Here is a 16381-nt window from a genome sequence, read left to right as displayed (position 1 = left end):
CCTATTTTTGCTTCCTCCGGTACCCCTAATGGGGTCTATGGGCATGTTGCTCGAGAAGATCGGCCACCCGGGTGTCGGCATCTCGGCGACCGACACCGGCTGCCTCTCTCCCCATGGCGCCAAGAAGGCCGGGAACCTTCAGCAGATTCTCCACCTCTTCGACCATGCGGGGGCCGTCCATCTCGGCGTCGGGAATCATCACCGCCCCGCCGACGGCAGCCAGGTGGGCGGCGTTGGCTGTCTGGTGATCGCCGGGCGCCCCCGGCAGCGGAACCAGCACCGACGGCAGCCCGACCACCGCTAACTCGGCCACACTCGACGCTCCGGCTCGCCCCACCACCAGATCGGCGGCGGCATACACCGTGGGCATGTCCATCTCGTACTCCACGGCCCGGTATTCCAGCGCCGCCTGGGAGAGGTCGGGTCGCAGGTGGGAAAGCTCCTGCCAATCCCTTCGACCGATCACATGGTGTACCGACAGATCTTCCCGTTCGGCCCAGTGGCCAACAGCTTCGAACGCGGCCCGGTTGATTCGAGCCGCGCCCAACGACCCGCTGGCCACCACCACAAGACGCCGCCCCTCGCCCACCCCGAGGGAGGATCGGGCCGCAGGCCGGTCATCGCCTCGGTTGACCCTCTGGACCTCATCGCGCACTGGATTGCCGGTGAGCACCGCTCGGCGCAGCTTTGTGCCGGGGAATGACACCGCGGCGGCTCGGGCCCAACGCCCGGCCCAGCGATTGGCCAAACCGGGAACCGCATTCTGCTCGGTTACCACCAACGGAATCCTGAGCAATCGGGCAGCCAGGGCGCAGGGCACGCTGGCGTAGCCGCCCAGCCCCAGCACAACCGCCGGCCGCAAGCGCCGCAGCAGGCCAACGGCCTGGACCACCGCTTGGGCCAGACCGGCGGCCGACTTGAGGTTCTGCCATGTGAGCTGGCGCTTGATCCCCCGTCCGGGGAGCAGGGTCAACTCGAATCCGGCCGCCGGGACCAGATCTCGCTCCACTCCCCGGGCCGAGCCCACAAAGTGGATGCTCTCGGGCTGGTGGCCGCGCCGAACCAGGGCCCGAGCCACGGCCAGGCCGGGGTGGACATGGCCGGCGGTCCCGCCTCCGGCGATCACCGCCCACACCGGCTGAGCGCTTTCGCTCACGGCTCGACTCGGGTCTGGCGGGCGATGTTCAGCAAAATGCCAGTGGCAATCATGCTGGTAAGCAGTGCGGAGCCTCCCACCGACAGGAACGGGAGGGGAACACCGGTGATGGGCAGCACCCCGACCACCGCGGCGATATTCACAAACGCCTGGGCGCCCACCCAAACGGTGATGCCCGTGGCCAGAACTTGGCCGAAGCGATCGGGGGTGTGCAGGGCGATCCACATCCCGCACACGACGAAGCCGGTGAAGAGCCCGATGACGAACATCGCGCCCAGCCAGCCCATCTCCTCGGCGAGAACCGCGAAGATGAAGTCGGTTTGGGCCTCGGGCAAAAAACCCCATTTGATCCGGCTCTCGCCCAGCCCCACCCCGGAGGCGCCTCCCGATGCAATGCCCACCCACGATTGGATGGTCTGCCAGCCGGTGTCAAGGGGGTCGGACCACGGGTCGAGCATGGCGGTCAAACGGTCGCGCCGGTAGCCCGATCCCCAGGCGGCCAATGCGGCCGCGGCCCCGCTGATCAGCGACCAGCCGGTGAGGGGGAGCAAGGGCACTCCGGCCATGAACAGGGCGGCGAAGGCAATCATCGCGATGATCACCGCGGTCCCCAGGTTGGGTTGGAGCAGGATGAGCCCGGACATAAGGCTGCACACCACCAGCACCGGGCGGATCGTGGTGCGGGTATTGCGCTCCTTGCCCGCCTTGTCGGCCAGCCACGCGGCGGCGAAGAGGGCCATGGCCAACTTGGCCAGCTCAGAGGGTTGGAAGCTGATCGGCCCGAAGTAGATCCAGCGGGAGGCGCCGTTTGCCGTGGTGCCGATTCCGGGGATCAGCACGGCCACCAGCAGCAGTCCGGTGAAGGTCAAAACGGCTTTGGAGTACTTCTGCCACTGCCGGTAGTCCACCCGCATCACCAGAATCAGGGCCAAGAGGGCGCCAACGCTCCAGACCAGCTGGCGCTGGAAGGTGTACCAGGTGGACTGTCCCACATAGTGATTGGTGACCGAGGAGACCGATAGCACCATGACCAGCCCGATGGCGTTGAGGGTGAGGACCATCCCGAACAGCACGTAGAACGACATGGTGGCCTGACCTGCCGGCGCCGACCGGAGTGCCGCCACCAACCCTCGTCGGGGGATCTGGGGAGCGAAAGTAGTCATGGTGATCCTCCGATCAGTTCGCGTACCAGCAGGGAGAAATGGTCGCCCCGCTCGGCGTAGGAGCCGTACCAGTCGAACGAGGCGCAGCCGGGTGACAGCAGCACTGCGTCACCGACTCGGGCGACCTCGGCGGCCCTGCGTACCGCATCCTCCATGGATTGGGCGATGGTCACCGGGCAGCGGCCGGCGAACACCTCTTGAACCTCGGCCGCAGCCTCCCCGATGGCCACCACTGCGCGCAGACCTTGCGCCACCTCGCCCATCGGTTCCAGATCGAGCCCCTTGTTTCGTCCCCCGGCGATGAGAACCGCTTGTCCCGCGGTTTGCCCCGCGGATTGCGCTACCGACCGAACTGCGGCGCACACCGCGTGGGGCGTGGTGGCCTTGGAGTCGTCGAAGAAGCGCACCCCGTTGTGGTCGGCCACCAAGACCACCCGATGGGGAAGCCCGGTCCAGGCCAGCAGAGCCTCCCTCACTCCTTCCCGGTGGGCGCCTGCGGCCATGGCCACGGCCGCTGCGGCCAGGTGGTTGGAAAGCTCATGGGGATGGGCCCGGTGCAGCTCTGCGGTGTCGGCCAGCTTTTCCGACCCCGCCCACAGGGCTCCCCCGCTCACCCGGAAATCGCCTTCATCGATACCGAAGGTCACCACCTGACCCCGATCAGGGGTGTGGGCGACCACCACCGGATCGTCAAGATTCACCACCGAGGTGGATTGCTCGTCGGCCCTGCTCCACACCGCAGCCTTGGCTGTGCGATAGCTGGCCAGGGACGCGTGAACATCGAGGTGGTCGGGGGCGAAGTTCAACCACGCCCCCACTGCGGGGCGATAGCACCGGCTGTGGCCCAGCCGGAACGAGGACGCCTCCACAACAAAAACCGAGGGGCGCTCGTCTCGAATGGCCTCCACCAGCGGTGTCTCGGTATTGCCCGCCACCGTGGCTGCGATCCCGGAGGCTTCCAGCATGGCTGCGGCCAGAAGCGTGACCGTGGTTTTTCCGTTGGTGCCGGTAACCGCCAGCGTGGGGCGCGCGTCCCACCGCTGAGCCAGGTCGAACTCGGAGATCACCGGTGTTTCCGCGGCCACGGCGGCACCGAGCGAAGGGTGGGACTCGGGAAGCCCCGGAGTGGGGACCATTACCCGGGCGTCGGCCACCAGCGCCGGCCAGTCTTCGGGGGCTGGGCGCTCAATGAGGTCGACGCCCATCGCCGCGGCCTGGCGGCGAGCCTGGTCGTTGGGGGCATCGTCGGCCGCTACTACCGCATGGCCGCGCTCGGTCAACTGGGCGCAGACCGCCTGGTTGGTCACGGCGAAGCCCACCAGAAGTGCGGGTGCCGGGCTCAATCTGCCCCTCCGATGGAAACGAAGTCGGCGTAGAAGAGCCCGAGGGCCACCGCAGTGGCGAAGCCGGTCATGATCCACAGCCGGATGATCACGGTGGTTTCGGGCCAGCCGCCCAGCTCGAAGTGATGGTGGATCGGGGCCATGCGGAACACTCGGGTGCCGAAGACCCGGAAGCTGAACACCTGGATGATCACCGACAGGGTCTCCATCACGAACAAGCCGCCGATGATGGGCAGCAGCAGGTGGGTGTTGGTGGCCAAGGCCAGCGCGGCCATCCCGGTACCCAACGACAGCGATCCGGTGTCACCCATGAAGATGCGGGCCGGCGCGGCATTCCACCACATGAAGCCGGCGCTGGCCCCCAACATGGCGGCAGCCAAGATGGCCAGGTCCAGGGCGTGGGGTATGCCGTAGATGTCCTCGTTCCGGAAGGCCCAAAAGCCGATCACTACGAAAGCGGCGTAGGCGAACACCGAAGAGCCGGCGGCCAGGCTGTCGAGCCCGTCGGTCAGGTTCACCGCGTTGCTCGTGCCCAAGATCAACAGCACGGCCCAGAGTCCCCAGCCCCACGGCCCCAGGTCGATGTTCAGGGAGTCGTAGCGGGTGAAGGAGAGCTCGGTGCGGACGTCGGTCAGATGGATCATCAGCACCGCGTATCCCACCGCCACGATGAGAAGGCCCAGGATCTTGGTGCCCTTTCCGAGACCCAGGTTGCGCTCTCGGGACACCTTGAGCCAGTCGTCGACGAAGCCGACGACGCCCGAGCCGAGAATGGCGAGCATCACGATCAGGCCGGTGCGGGTGAAGATGCCGTTGTAGAGGTCGCTGATGCCGTACCCGGCCAGCGCGCCGATCACGATGGCCACTCCCCCCATGGTGGGTGTCCCCGCCTTGCTGACATGGCCTTGCGGCCCGTCCAGGCGGATGGGCTGGCCGATGGAGTGCTTGCGCAGGAAGGTGATCAAGAAGCGGGTGCCGATCACCGAGACCACACCGGCAATGGCGACGGCAAACAGCAGGCGGATCATCGGGTGGCCCCCCTGGCCGCCAACGCCTCTCGGGCCACGACTCGATCGTCGAAGGGAATCACCTGGTGTCCCACCACCTGGGTGGTCTCGTGGCCTTTCCCGGCCACCACCACCACATCGCCGTCGGATGCGCGGGCCAGGCTCTGCTCAATAGCAGCCCGACGGTCGGTCACCGCCTCGACGCCCTCTGAAGGCGGATTAATTTCAGCCAGGCGATCAAGCACCGCGAGGCCATAGGGCTCGGGAATACCCGCCTTGATGTCGGCGATGATGGCCTCGGGATCCTCGGTACGGGGGTTGTCGGAGGTGACGATCACCTGGTCGGCCAACTCTGCCGCCACCTTGCCCATCATCGGGCGCTTGCCGGAATCACGATCACCCCCGCAGCCGAATACCACCCGCAGGCAACCCGAGCCGGTTACCAGCTCACGGGCGGCGGCCAGCACCTGGGCCAGGCCATCGGGAGTGTGGGCATAGTCCACCACCACCGTGAACGGACTGTCGGCCTCGATGACCTCGAACCGGCCCGGCACCGGGGCCGCCGACTCCAGCCCAACCACGACCTCCGACGGGCTGGCGCCCAGCAGAAGAGCGGTCTCCGCCGCAGCCAGGGCGTTGGCGGCATTGAACCGGCCGATGAGGGGCAAGCGCACGTCCTGTCCCCTCCACTTCAAGGCCAGATCTCGGGACCCAAGCCGGACCGGCACGTTCTTGGGGTCATAGCCCACGGTGGGAATGCGGGGATCGGCCGCAAGCCGCTTGCCGTAGTCGTCGCCGCTGTTGACCACCGCCCGGTCGGATAGCTGGGGCGTGAACAACCGGGCTTTGGCGGCGAAGTACTCCCCAATGGTGCGGTGGTAATCCAAGTGGTCGGGGGTGAGGTTGGTGAACACCGCGGCGTCGAAGCGGATGCCGTCCACCCGGTGCTGGGCCAGCGCGTGGCTCGAAACCTCCATCACCACCGCTTCGGTCCCAGCCGACCGCCAACAGGCCAGTTGGTGCTGCAAGTTCACCGACTCCTGGGTGGTCAAGACTCCCGTGAGCGTGCCCAGGATCTCGCTTTGCAATCCGGCAGCGTTTAGCACCGACCTCAGCAGGCTGCACACCGTGGTCTTGCCATTGGTGCCGGTAACCCCAATCACCGTCATGGAGAGGGAGGGGTGTCCGTAGAACTTCGAGCTCATGGGGCCCATGGCCTGGCGCACCGATTTGGTTTGCAGCTGGGGACAGTCCAAATCGAGCCGGCGCTCCACCACCAGCCCCGCGGCCCCGCGGGCCAACGCGTCGGCTGCGAAGTCGTGGCCATCGTGCTCGGCGCCCGGCACGCAGAAGAACAGATCGCCGGGATTCACGGTGCGGGAGTCGTGGGCCAACCCGGTGATCTCGACGTTTCCGCTTTTGTCGATCAGCCCGGGAGCAGATTCAGCCAGCACCGGCAACGCCATCGATGGAGCGGTCATGGCCCGTTCTCGGCTCCAGGGGCTGGTGCCGGCTCGGCCACAGGCTGGGCGTTCGGCTCGGCGGTGGGCTCCGACGTGGGAACCGGCGAAGGCGTTGCCGACGGCTCGGGCTCAGCCACCGGCTCGGGCTCGGCCGGTTCCGCCACCGGCTCTGGTCCCGTCGGTTCGGCCGCGGGCTCGGGGGTGCTGGTTGTTTCCGGGTCGGAAGCAGCCGCCGGATCCAGGGTTGGGGCCGGTTGGGGGGTGGGGGCCGGTCCCAGCTTGGACCCGAGGGTGAAGTAGTCGGCGGGAGGGGCGATGCGGAGGCGTTGGAGGGAGTACTTGGCCAATTCGGCGAACAGCGGAGCGGCCGCCTGGCTGGCGTAGAAGTTGGTCACCGGCTCGTCGATCACCACGATCATCGAGAGCTGCGGATCCTCGGCGGGATAGAAGCCGGCAAACGTGGCCGTGTAGCGGCTGAACCCCTCGTCGTCCTCATAGTTACCGCCCGACAGCACTTTCTGACCGGTTCCCGTCTTGCCGGCGATGGAGTAGCCCTCGACCTGGGCATTTCGTCCGGTTCCCTCCCGCACAACCGTGACCAGCATGTCGGTCATCTGTGAGGCAGTGTGCGCCGAGACCACCCTCACCGGGTCGCCCTGTTCCAATCGGATCGTCTGGCCATCGGCGTCGACGGCCGATTGCACCAGGGTGGGCGGCACCCGCACCCCTCCGTTGGCCAGGGTGTTGTACACCATCAGCACCTGCAACGGGGTGGCCAGAATGCCCTGGCCCAGCGCGAAGCTGGCCACGTCGGTGCCGCTCCAGCTCAAGAGTTGCGGGACCAATCCCGACGACTCGCCCCTGAAGCCCAGCCCAGTGGGCGTCCCCAGCCCATACCGGGACATGTAGGCAGCCAGGCGGGTGGAGCCCAGAACCAGAGCCCACTCGACGGTGCCGGTGTTGGATGAACGCGCCAGGATCTCCTCCATGCTGTAGAGCACGGTCCCGTACTCGGTGTGGTCGGTGAACGTCTGATCGTAGAGATCAAGCCAGTGATTGACTTCGCGCACATGGTGCGGCTCGCCCAGCCCCGTCTCGATCACCCCGGAGAGCGCGACGCTCTTCATCACCGATCCGGGCTCGAATGCCCAGGTAACCGCCCGGTTCTCGCTGAGTGAGACCGGATTTCCCTCTTGATCTCGACCCACCGAGGCCATGGCCAGGATCTCGCCGGTGCCGGGCACCATGATGATGACGGTGCCGCTGGCGGCATTCACCTCTTCAATCTGGTGCTTCAACGCCCGCTCGGCTTCGAACTGCAAGGAGCGGTCGATGGTCAGGTTAAGGTCGGCCCCCGGCTGCGCGGGTCTGATGTGGCGGGCGCCGGTGGGGATTGTTCGGCCGTCCTGGCTGCTCTCCAACACCATCTCGCCGGGCACGCCGCCCAGCAACTCGTCGTACTGGTATTCGATGCCGCTGATGCCCGTTTGGTCGACATCCACGGTTCCGACCACGGCCCGGGCCAGGTGGGAGCCGGCCGGGTTGAACCGGGCGGACTCCTCCAACCGGAACACTCCCTTGATCTTGAGGTCGGCCACTGCCGCCGCGATGTCGTCGGGCACGGTCCGAGCCAGATAGGCGTGCTGGTCGGGCTCGCTCAGCAGCTGGAGCAGATGGTTCCCGTCCATGTTCAGCACGGGGGCAAGAGCAGCCGCGGCGGCGGTCGGATCATCCACCTGGCTGGGGTCGGCCCAGATTGTCCATTGCGGCACCGACAGGGCCAGCGCCACTCCGTTTCGATCGTAGATCTGGCCCCGGTCCGCGGTCAGCTTCACAGTTCGGGTTCGCTGCTGCTGGCCGTACTCCACAAAGGCGTCAGAGCTGAAGAGCTGAAGGTCGGCCAGCCGGATGCCTAGAACCACGGCCACCAAGGCGAACACCACCGCCATGGCCGTACCACGGCGACGCCTCGAACTCCGCCCGGCAACCTCCTCGGAAGGGCTCACCTCGCTCCGCCCTCGTCCGATTCCAGCGGGGGCAGGTAGGTCCGGCCATCGGGCTCCACCATCCCCAACCGGTACAGCGCCTCGGCCACGATGCGGTTGGGAGCTTCGGCCCTGGCCACGTTGAGCTGCAATCGGTCGTTCACGGCCCGGACGTCTTCAATCTGCTGATTCAGATTGTCGAGGGTGGTTTGCCGGTCCACGATCACGGCATGAAGGAGGGCGAGAGCGAACAGGGCGACAACCACGGTGATGGCCGCAGCCCAGCCCAGCACGGGCATCAGCCTGCGTTTCGGCCGTGGCGCCGCCCGGAGGTGCTGGCGGGGCTGGTCGGTCTGGTGGGCCGGGTCGGCCGGCGACGGTTGGGGGCGGTGTTGCGGGGCGACCATTAGCCGATCACCTCACCCTGATCGGCCCCCAGCTTGCAGAAGGCCCGAAAGCGGGCGCTGGAGGCTCGGGGGTTGTCGGCCACCTCCGCAGGGCTGGGCTTGCGACTGCCCCGGGGAACCAACTCGATTGCGGGTGGGGCCTGGGTGTCAGAGCGGGGCAGTCCCAGATAGCGGGACTCGTCGGAAAGTCCGGCCCGGCGGCGGAGAACCTGTTTGACGATGCGGTCCTCCCCGCTGTGGTAGCTGAGGACCACCCCCCGGCCTTCGGGTGCCATCCGGTTTATGGCTGTTTCCAGGGCAGGCTCGATCTGGTTCAGCTCATCGTTTACCGCAATGCGAATGGCCTGGAAGGTCCGCTTGGCCGGGTGGCCTCCCCGGCGGCGGGCGGGAGCGGGAATGGCATTGCGAACCACCTCGGCCAACTCGGTGGTAGACCCGATCGGCCGAGCCGAGGCGATGGCGGCGGCGATGCGGTGGGCGTAGCGCTCATCGCCGTAAGAGCGCAGGATCTTGACCAGTTCGTCTGTTGACCAGGTGTTCACCACTTCGTCGGCCGAGAGCTGCTGGCCGCCGTCCATCCTCATGTCCAGCGGACCGTCGTGGCGATAGCTGAACCCGCGCTCGGGCTGGTCCAGTTGCGGAGAGCTCACCCCGAAGTCGAATAGCGATCCCACAATGCGGGCAACGCCCAGGGAATCCAGAACGTCGCCCAGTTGGCCGAAGCTGGCGTGGTGGATCGTGGCGCCGCGGCCGGCCAAGACGGTGGTGGCGGCCTCGACCGCGGAGGGGTCACGGTCGAGGCCTATTAGCGAGAGGTCAGGACGGGCGTTCAAGAGCGCCCGAGCGTGACCTCCCCCGCCCACGGTGGCGTCGAGAAAGGCTCCCGACGGGACCGTAGACAGGTGCTCCACCACTTCTGTCACCATGACGGGGTGATGGACGAAACGACGTTCGATCGCTGTCGGTGTCCCCCCGTTCATGATTTTTCACCTCCCTGGCGGCTCAGCAGACTGCTGCGTAAAGGGCCTGTTTTTTGCGCCCGATGGGATCGGACGGCAAGAATGTCGCGCATCGGCAGTCCTCCGCCCGGCGACCGCACTCCGGGATTTCTCCCCGGTTGTGTCAGATGGCAAGCGGGCGGAGTAGGGGCCTTCCATCTCGTCGGACGGAGGACTGCCCATGAGCGCACTCCTGGTCGGCCTACATGGAGGTCACCGACCCTGTTGTCTGTCTGCGAATCCACATCACAACCACCGGTCTACGTCTGCCTCGCCGAGTTCGGCTTGCAGCGACTGCCATTGCTCCGCGTCCCACACCTCGCCGCGGTTGAACACACCGACCAGCACCACGTTCTTGTCCAGCCCCAGCACCTCACGCTTGGAGGAGGGGAGGTTCAACCGGCCTTGGGCATCCACGGTGGCCGGTTCGAGGCTGGAGGAGAATGCCCGCAGTTCGTCGCCGGTGGCCTCTCCGGCCCGGACCGCGGCCTCGAGCCGCTCCAGCGCACTGCGGGCCTCTTCGGCAGTCCAGATGCCGAGGCACTGCTTGTAGATGGCCACGTACGCCCCTTCGGCCAGCACCGAGCGGAAGGCCGGCGGCAACGAGAGCCGGCCCTTGTCGTCCAGGGAGCGAGTGTGCTCACCGGTGAGCACGATTCCCCCCAACGGGTCCCGAGTAATTCCCCTTCTCTCCCACTTCGTCCCACACTATCCCCCGTCGCCCCACCAGCGCAACTCTATGCAGTGAATTAGAGGGCCGGGGTGCCACCGCGCCCGGATGGAGCCGCGAACGTGAACGAGCGCGGGCGCGATGAGCCAGCAAAAACAAGGGCGAACGCGAACAGAGAGGCCCCTTGGGCCGCTCAATAGGGCAGAGAGGTTTCTTGGGCCGCCTAGCGAGGCAGAGAGGCTAAGAACGCGGCGTGAATGTCGTCGGGCTGGGCGTCTACCGGCCACGCGGCCGACGAGAGGGCGTTTCGAAGCTCCTCAGATGACTCCGCCAGACGAGCAAACAGCTCCTCGGGGGGCCAGTGGCGATACAAGAGGGTTTGGAATCGTGCGGTGGTCCGGGTGCGGCGCTGGGTGATGCCCACCGCTTTGGCCCCGCCCACCAGCACCTCGCCTGGCCCCCGGCTGGCGAAGCAGGCCAACCGTCCCCACGGGCCGGGTTCATAGCGGTCGAATGCCTCCCCGTGCGTGATGCCCAGCGAGGCCAGGGCCGCCACCCACGCTTCGCCCAGCCACAGGGAGGCCCGGTTCACATCGTCATCCCAGAGCGGATCGCTTCGGCCGATCACCACGTCTATCCACACCGAGTGGTCCGGGGCCACCAGCACTGCGCCCCCTCCGCTGCGGCGCCGCACCACTGCAGCGCTTTCGGTGATCGGACTCGAGGCGGTCTCCTCGGGTTGGGCCGACCCCAGCACCAGAGCGGTGTCGAGGGGCGACATCAGCCATACCTCCCGATCAGCGCTGGGGTCGGGACTCAGGGCATGCAACTCCCCCACCGTTCCGCTCAGCCGGTGCGCCTTCCACCCCCCTTGGATCGACAGGGGCTCAGTCTTGGTGCTCACCGATCCATGTCGCCGGGCATCCCGCGACAGGCTCAAGCAGTTTGGGCGACGGATTCGGCTGCTGGGTCTAGGTAGGGCAGCCAGTCGGAAGGCACATGGCCCACGGCCGAAGCTACCCAGGCCGAGCGGGGTGGCTCGGCCGGAGGGCGCATCAGCCTCATCTGCGTCTCCGAGAGCAGCCGATCTCGCTTGGCCATGTTGCACCGGCGGCAGGCAGCCACCACGTTCTCCCAAGAGTGGGTGCCGCCTCGGCTGCGGGGGCGCACGTGGTCGATGGAGTCGGCGTGGCGGCCGCAGTACTGGCAGCGGTAGCCGTCTCGGGCGAACACTCCCCTACGGCTGAGCCCGCCAGTGCGGAAGAACGGCACTTTGACGTAGTAGCGCAGCCGGACCACCGACGGGACCGGCAGATCGAGCTGCTCGGAGCGGATTCGCTCTCCGGATTCCAGCACGACTTCGGCCTTCTCGGCCATCACCAGCACTAGGGCGCGCCGGGGCGACACCACACTCAGCGGCTCGAAGGATGCGTTGAGCACCAGCGCCCGGCTCATGGTGGAAACCATAGTGAACCCGCTGGGCTGCTTTACGCGGATTACCTAGAACACACCTCTGGGTTGAATGCCCGCAAGGGGCGGTTCAACGCAGCTTTACCTGGTGGTCCGCTCCCAAGACCTGCACCATTGCAGATAGGTAATCAGTTCATCGGCGCGGGGCTGGGCTTGGGCATCCCCGTACATGGTGACCATCCGGAACCTCAAATATGCCGGATCAGGGGCCGGCCTCAACCGCCATCCGAGCCGAATGGCCGTCGTCCAGAGGCTGGGATGAGCGAGCAACTTGGCCAGCGATTGAATCACGGTTCCAGGCTACGTCCTCGCGGTCTTTCCCTCGTGATCTTCCTTCGGCGGCCAGTACGATGGGCGGATGGGAACACTAGCCGTCACTGGCGACCACGACGCCGACCAACTTCTCCTTGATGATCCGTTCGCCCTGCTGCTGGCCATGATGCTCGACCAGCAGATCCCCATGGAATGGGCCTTCAAATCGCCCCTTCGACTGAGGGAGCGCATCCCCGACGATTTCTCCGCCGCGGGTTTGGCTGAGATGGACCCCGAGAAGGCCGAGGCCGCCTTCAAGGAGAAGCCCGCCCTGCACCGCTTCCCCGGATCGATGGCCCGCCGGGCCCAAGACCTGGCCCGCCACATCGTGGACCACTACGACGGCAACGCCGCCAAGCTGTGGGCCGAAGCCCCCACCGGCCAAGACCTGCTCAAGCGGCTCAAAGCCCTCCCCGGCTACGGCGACGAGAAGGCCAAGATCTTCCTCGCATTGCTGGCCAAGCGCTTCAACATCACCCCCGAAGGCTGGGAAACCGCCGCCGGCCCCTTCTCCGACGCCACCCCCCGCACCGTCGCCGACATAGACAGCCCCGAAGCCCTAGCCGAAGTAAGAGCCTGGAAAAAAGCCCAAAAAGCCAAAGGCAAAACCAAACAAGACTGATCACCGCAACCTTCTCTAGGCTGGCAACGCCCCTATGACCAACCCAGCCGACATCCCAACTCCGCTTCCGTGGGAGGACCGATCTAAGGCGGTTGGGACTATGCCCGGGGGGAACTTGAGCTACGTAGCAACGTTGCGCGAAATCTGTGAGCACGTTGCTTCGCAGGAGTCCTCCTTTGCGGACCTGGTCAGATGGCTCCAAGATCGCTTTGACCTAAAGGAAAGCAGTGCGTCCTGGAGGGGCCGGTTCTTGCACAATGCCGGCATTCTTGAAGATGAAACCGGCCTGCTCTGTCTCAGCAAACACGCGAACCTCTGGTTTGCCACTGAGGATGACGGCATCCTCGTCGCTCTTTTGCACAGCCGGCTCAAGTTCGTAGGCGAGATGCTCGCTGAATTGGAGGAAGAGCCCCGTACTACGGAAGAGCTCCGCTCAGCAGCAGGCAACTACGGATTGAACTGGCACAGGCGTGATCAAGTGGGCCGACGACGACGGTGGTTGCAGTCGGCTGAGATGATCATGACCCTTAGGGACGGCCGAATTGCCATTACAGAAACAGGACGCGACCTGCTGTCAAAGCTAGATCTCTACGAACCCTTCGGGGACACCGCGTGCTCTCGACCCTTGCCCGACCCCGCTCCACAAGAGACTGGACCCGAAGTCAAGGACTCCGATTCGCTACTCACTGATGCACCCAAGCTTGATGAACTCACGCCAACTATTGACCCCTCGCCTGTTGAAGCTTTAGCGAACGAGCTCAGAGATGCTTCTACCGACAGCAAGAACCCAGACCGATTGGAAGTCGCCGTCCGGGACGCTTTCGAATTTCTGGGTTTCGAAGCCGAGAAGCTCGGCGGCAGCGGCAAGACCGATGTGCTGGTCAAGGCACCTCTGGGTAAGGACGACTCCTACACGGTGACCATCGACGCCAAAACAGTCGGATCAGGCTCTCTGGGGGATGGCCAGGTGGACTGGGGCACTCTGGAAGATCATCGCAAACAGCACAACGCCGACTATTCGATGCTGGTGGGACCCAACCCGTCTGGCAAGCGCCTCATGAACCGGGCAGTCGATAAGGCGGTGGCAGTGCTCTCGACTGAACAACTAGCTGATTTGTGCATCCAGCACGCCGAAACACCACTAGGGCTCAAGGACTACCGAGCACTCTTCGAGTCTGGCGGTGCTGTCGACACGACCCCGACCAGCAGGACGGCCGAGGACTTGGGCCGGCTTCGGAATCTCGCAGTCGAGCTCTGTGAGAAATTGGCTGAGAGGACCGGCGCTTTTGGACCACTTACTGCATCACAACTCATGGTGATGGTCGATCAGCCCGACAAGCCCAGTTCCGAGCAGGAAATCCAACAGACACTAGACACTCTTGCCAACCCATTGGTAGGCGCAGTCCAGGGCACGGCTTCAACGGGATACGTCCTTGCCACCGCCCCGCGAGTCATTCAACAACGCCTCCAACAGCTCGGCGATCAAATATCAGGACTCGAATCGAGCTTGTGAGCAATCCGCAATACGTCCTCCCCAACCTCTTCCCCTCCTGAACGATCACACAACCACCCTCGATGCACTCTCCACACAGCGCTCATGCGGGCCTGCATGAGCCACCTGAGACAGAACTCTTCTCCTTCATCGACGAGTCCCGAAAGCCAGTTCGAGATCCTGCTACTGGCCGCGTTGCCGGGTCGGGCGAACACTACGTCGTTGCCGCAGCAGTCGTCTTGAGTGGAGACGTTGTAGAAATCCGAAATCAGCTCCGAGAGGTTCAGCTAAGGGTCGGCCATCCGCTGCACTACCAAGATCTCAGTCCAACCTGGCAAGCCAAGGTTCTCGAACACATTGACGAAATCGCAGATTGGGATGGGTACCTATTCGAAACTGACCGTCCACTTCCTGCCACCAACTACTCCGAACACCATGTAAGGGCAAAGGTCATCGAGAGAGCATTCACTCACTTGGACAATGAGTTAGGCGTGCGACATGCCATTTTGGAGACACGCGGGCTGGCAGGAACCGACTTCAGCAGCCTTGACCAGAAGGACCACGATGTGCTGCACCGCCTTCAGAGGCAGGAAATCATCTCAGCAGGGTTCCAGATAAGCCACGCCGACAAGTCCGAGGCCATCTTGCAGATTTCAGATCTGCTCGCGGGTTCTCGCTCCGACTGGCTATGCGGCAAGAGTTCGGATGCGTTTCCTCGAATCTCACACCGCATTAGCTCGGTCGAAAGCGTGTTTTCGAACCCCTGACGCGCAGAGGCCCCGGGACTGCGATCCACAGCCGATCCGGGGCGTACTTCCGATGAGGGCCTTTCAGCTAAGTCACCGGCCAATACAAGTATGCCCCCATCACGCCAGAAGCCGCAAGGAATCTCCTGGCATGCCACTTGCGATTGCCCGTAGGGGTATGAGCACGACTAGGCAGTCGGGCCAGCCGATGAGAACGGCTGTGCAGCAATCGTCGAATTGGAGGCGATGGCTGGCAACGCTGAATACGCACGAATACGCATCACCGCGGGTCTAGGCGATGGCCTTCTCGACGAGGGTCCACCACCACCCCGCCCCTTCGCCAAGCCAAGGGCCTGGAAGAAAGCCCAGAAGCCAGCAGCAGGTCCAAGCAAGGCTGGCCGTAATCGACCGATTCAGTACGGTTACCCGTCTGTGACTAACCCAGCTGACATCCCACCTCCCCTGCCGTGGGAGGAACGCCTACCCAGCGCCACTTCGATTCGCGGTGGCTACACCGGCCAGTTGAATACCCTGCGCAGAGTCTGTCAGTTCGTGGACCGGGAACGACCCAAACATCCAGTTCTGGCCAAGTGGATCCAAGACAACTTGGAAATGAAGGAAAAGAACTCCCAAGACATAGTGCACAACTTGCTCAGAAGAGGAGTCCTCGAGTCTACAGCCAGCCAAATCAATCTGAGTCAGCACGCAAGGCACTGGTACACGTCCGGGGACGATGGAGTTCTAATCGCGCTGCTGCATAGCCGTATTCAATTCTTTGGCGAGATGCTCTCAGAGTTGCATGCAGCCCCACTTGCAATAAGTGAATTGCTTGAGGCAGCCCATAAATATGGCTTGAACTGGGACACGCCATCTCAAGTACAGCAACGACGAGGCTGGCTGGAATCAGCGAAGCTGATTGAGCGTGCTGGCGAAGACCGCTTGGCCATCACGGACGTGGGACGCGATCTGCTGGCCAAGCTGGCTGTCCATCGACCTGGCTTCAAACCAACTGGTTCCGCCATTCCGGAACCACTACCAGCCACGAAGCGAGATGGGAGCGAATACAGATCACCGGCTCGACAAGAAGCGACCGAGCAAAGGAGAGTGTTTGAGGTTGACCCCGATCTCATTGACCGGGGGACCTCAGCGCACATGGACGTGCAAGATCAATTGGCAGAAGCCGTCCGATCTGCGGGCGCAGAGCCTCGTTCGCCAGCGCCTCACGATCCCCAATTCGACGTCGCGTGGCAGGTCGGCGATTCAGCATTCGTGGCTGAGGTCAAGAGCTTGACTGAAGAAAACGAAGACCGGCAGCTTCGCCTCGGCTTGGGGCAGGTGCTTTGCTATGCCTTCCTGCTGGATTGGCCTGGAACGGATGATGTGCAGGCGGTTCTTGCAGTAGAGCGTCCACCCACAAACGAGTATTGGGGTGAGCTCTGCAAGGAGCACGGAGTGATTCTCACCTGGCCTGGTGTGTTCGAAGATCTCTTCGACTGAAAATTAAATCCACACTCAGTCGAGTCTGCCGCTATGTCTAGGCGGGCGCG

15 protein-coding genes are annotated in these 16381 nt (G+C 64.6%); 4 read left to right on the top strand and 11 right to left on the bottom strand.

Annotation, left to right across the window (positions count from 1 at the left end):
* Window positions 1-25: 25 nt before the first annotated feature.
* The 11 genes from murG to ACOQPI_RS12205 form a co-directional block, all read right to left on the bottom strand.
* Entirely contained in the window at window positions 26-1156 is a 1131-nt protein-coding gene (murG, locus tag ACOQPI_RS12255; protein ID WP_420619910.1) for an undecaprenyldiphospho-muramoylpentapeptide beta-N-acetylglucosaminyltransferase, read from the bottom strand.
* A complete protein-coding gene (ftsW, locus tag ACOQPI_RS12250; protein ID WP_420619909.1) occupies window positions 1153-2319 on the bottom strand; it encodes a putative lipid II flippase FtsW in 1167 nt (388 codons plus the stop codon). Before ftsW ends, murG begins: the two co-directional genes overlap by 4 nt.
* On the bottom strand, window positions 2316-3638 hold the full coding sequence (murD, locus tag ACOQPI_RS12245) for a UDP-N-acetylmuramoyl-L-alanine--D-glutamate ligase (protein ID WP_420619908.1): 1323 nt from the start codon (window positions 3636-3638) through the stop codon (window positions 2316-2318). The genes ftsW and murD overlap by 4 nt, the downstream gene beginning before the upstream one ends.
* 20 nt (window positions 3639-3658) lie before the next feature.
* Window positions 3659-4690 carry a phospho-N-acetylmuramoyl-pentapeptide-transferase gene (gene mraY, locus ACOQPI_RS12240; protein ID WP_420619907.1) on the bottom strand — a complete coding sequence of 344 codons (1032 nt, stop codon included), beginning with the start codon at window positions 4688-4690 and terminating at the stop codon, window positions 3659-3661.
* A complete protein-coding gene (locus ACOQPI_RS12235) occupies window positions 4687-6150 on the bottom strand; it encodes a UDP-N-acetylmuramoyl-L-alanyl-D-glutamate--2,6-diaminopimelate ligase (RefSeq protein WP_420619906.1) in 1464 nt (487 codons plus the stop codon). Before ACOQPI_RS12235 ends, mraY begins: the two co-directional genes overlap by 4 nt.
* Window positions 6147-8138 carry a penicillin-binding transpeptidase domain-containing protein gene (locus ACOQPI_RS12230; RefSeq protein ID WP_420619905.1) on the bottom strand — a complete coding sequence of 664 codons (1992 nt, stop codon included), beginning with the start codon at window positions 8136-8138 and terminating at the stop codon, window positions 6147-6149. The genes ACOQPI_RS12235 and ACOQPI_RS12230 overlap by 4 nt, the downstream gene beginning before the upstream one ends.
* Complete coding sequence (locus tag ACOQPI_RS12225) at window positions 8135-8524, bottom strand: hypothetical protein (RefSeq protein ID WP_420619904.1); 390 nt, start codon at window positions 8522-8524, stop codon at window positions 8135-8137. Before ACOQPI_RS12225 ends, ACOQPI_RS12230 begins: the two co-directional genes overlap by 4 nt.
* Window positions 8524-9504: a 16S rRNA (cytosine(1402)-N(4))-methyltransferase RsmH gene (gene rsmH, locus ACOQPI_RS12220; protein WP_420619903.1), complete on the bottom strand. Its 981-nt coding sequence runs from the start codon at window positions 9502-9504 to the stop codon at window positions 8524-8526. The genes ACOQPI_RS12225 and rsmH overlap by 1 nt, the downstream gene beginning before the upstream one ends.
* Before the next feature lie 264 nt (window positions 9505-9768).
* Window positions 9769-10176 (bottom strand): division/cell wall cluster transcriptional repressor MraZ, encoded by a 408-nt coding sequence (locus ACOQPI_RS12215; RefSeq protein WP_420619902.1) that lies wholly within the window; start codon window positions 10174-10176, stop codon window positions 9769-9771.
* A 239-nt stretch (window positions 10177-10415) separates the two neighbouring features.
* The gene (locus tag ACOQPI_RS12210) at window positions 10416-11096 is read right to left on the bottom strand and encodes a lipoyl protein ligase domain-containing protein (RefSeq protein WP_420619901.1); all 681 of its coding nucleotides are present in this window, start codon (window positions 11094-11096) and stop codon (window positions 10416-10418) included.
* Between the two features lie 32 nt (window positions 11097-11128).
* The gene (locus tag ACOQPI_RS12205; protein ID WP_420619900.1) at window positions 11129-11647 is read right to left on the bottom strand and encodes an HNH endonuclease; all 519 of its coding nucleotides are present in this window, start codon (window positions 11645-11647) and stop codon (window positions 11129-11131) included.
* A gap of 373 nt (window positions 11648-12020) precedes the next feature.
* On the opposite strand from ACOQPI_RS12205, the gene ACOQPI_RS12200 reads away from it, so the two are divergent.
* From ACOQPI_RS12200 to ACOQPI_RS12185, 4 genes are all read left to right on the top strand, one after another.
* On the top strand, window positions 12021-12596 hold the full coding sequence (locus tag ACOQPI_RS12200) for an HhH-GPD-type base excision DNA repair protein (protein ID WP_420619899.1): 576 nt from the start codon (window positions 12021-12023) through the stop codon (window positions 12594-12596).
* A 250-nt stretch (window positions 12597-12846) separates the two neighbouring features.
* Entirely contained in the window at window positions 12847-14109 is a 1263-nt protein-coding gene (locus ACOQPI_RS12195) for a hypothetical protein (RefSeq protein ID WP_420619898.1), read from the top strand.
* A 62-nt stretch (window positions 14110-14171) separates the two neighbouring features.
* Window positions 14172-14855 carry a DUF3800 domain-containing protein gene (locus ACOQPI_RS12190; protein ID WP_420619897.1) on the top strand — a complete coding sequence of 228 codons (684 nt, stop codon included), beginning with the start codon at window positions 14172-14174 and terminating at the stop codon, window positions 14853-14855.
* Window positions 14856-15386: 531 nt separating this feature from the next.
* Window positions 15387-16331, top strand: a complete 945-nt coding sequence (locus tag ACOQPI_RS12185; protein WP_420619896.1) for a hypothetical protein — start codon at window positions 15387-15389, stop codon at window positions 16329-16331.
* The last annotated feature ends 50 nt before the right edge of the window (window positions 16332-16381 follow it).

It is taken from the genome of Candidatus Poriferisocius sp. (assembly GCF_965219815.1).
Taxonomy (GTDB): domain Bacteria; phylum Actinomycetota; class Acidimicrobiia; order Acidimicrobiales; family Bin134; genus Poriferisocius.
The sequence above is the reverse complement of the archived record's forward strand: the minus strand, read 5'-3'. Positions and strand labels throughout refer to the sequence as shown.

Coding starts and splice junctions, on each gene's coding strand:
- ACOQPI_RS12205 (WP_420619900.1), bottom strand. CDS start 11,647: ATGAGCCGGGCGCTGGTGCTCAACGCATCCTTCGAGCCGCTGAGTGTG.
- rsmH (WP_420619903.1), bottom strand. CDS start 9,504: ATGAACGGGGGGACACCGACAGCGATCGAACGTCGTTTCGTCCATCAC.
- ftsW (WP_420619909.1), bottom strand. CDS start 2,319: ATGACTACTTTCGCTCCCCAGATCCCCCGACGAGGGTTGGTGGCGGCA.
- ACOQPI_RS12225 (WP_420619904.1), bottom strand. CDS start 8,524: ATGGTCGCCCCGCAACACCGCCCCCAACCGTCGCCGGCCGACCCGGCC.
- ACOQPI_RS12235 (WP_420619906.1), bottom strand. CDS start 6,150: ATGACCGCTCCATCGATGGCGTTGCCGGTGCTGGCTGAATCTGCTCCC.
- mraY (WP_420619907.1), bottom strand. CDS start 4,690: ATGATCCGCCTGCTGTTTGCCGTCGCCATTGCCGGTGTGGTCTCGGTG.
- ACOQPI_RS12200 (WP_420619899.1), top strand. CDS start 12,021: ATGGGAACACTAGCCGTCACTGGCGACCACGACGCCGACCAACTTCTC.
- ACOQPI_RS12190 (WP_420619897.1), top strand. CDS start 14,172: ATGCACTCTCCACACAGCGCTCATGCGGGCCTGCATGAGCCACCTGAG.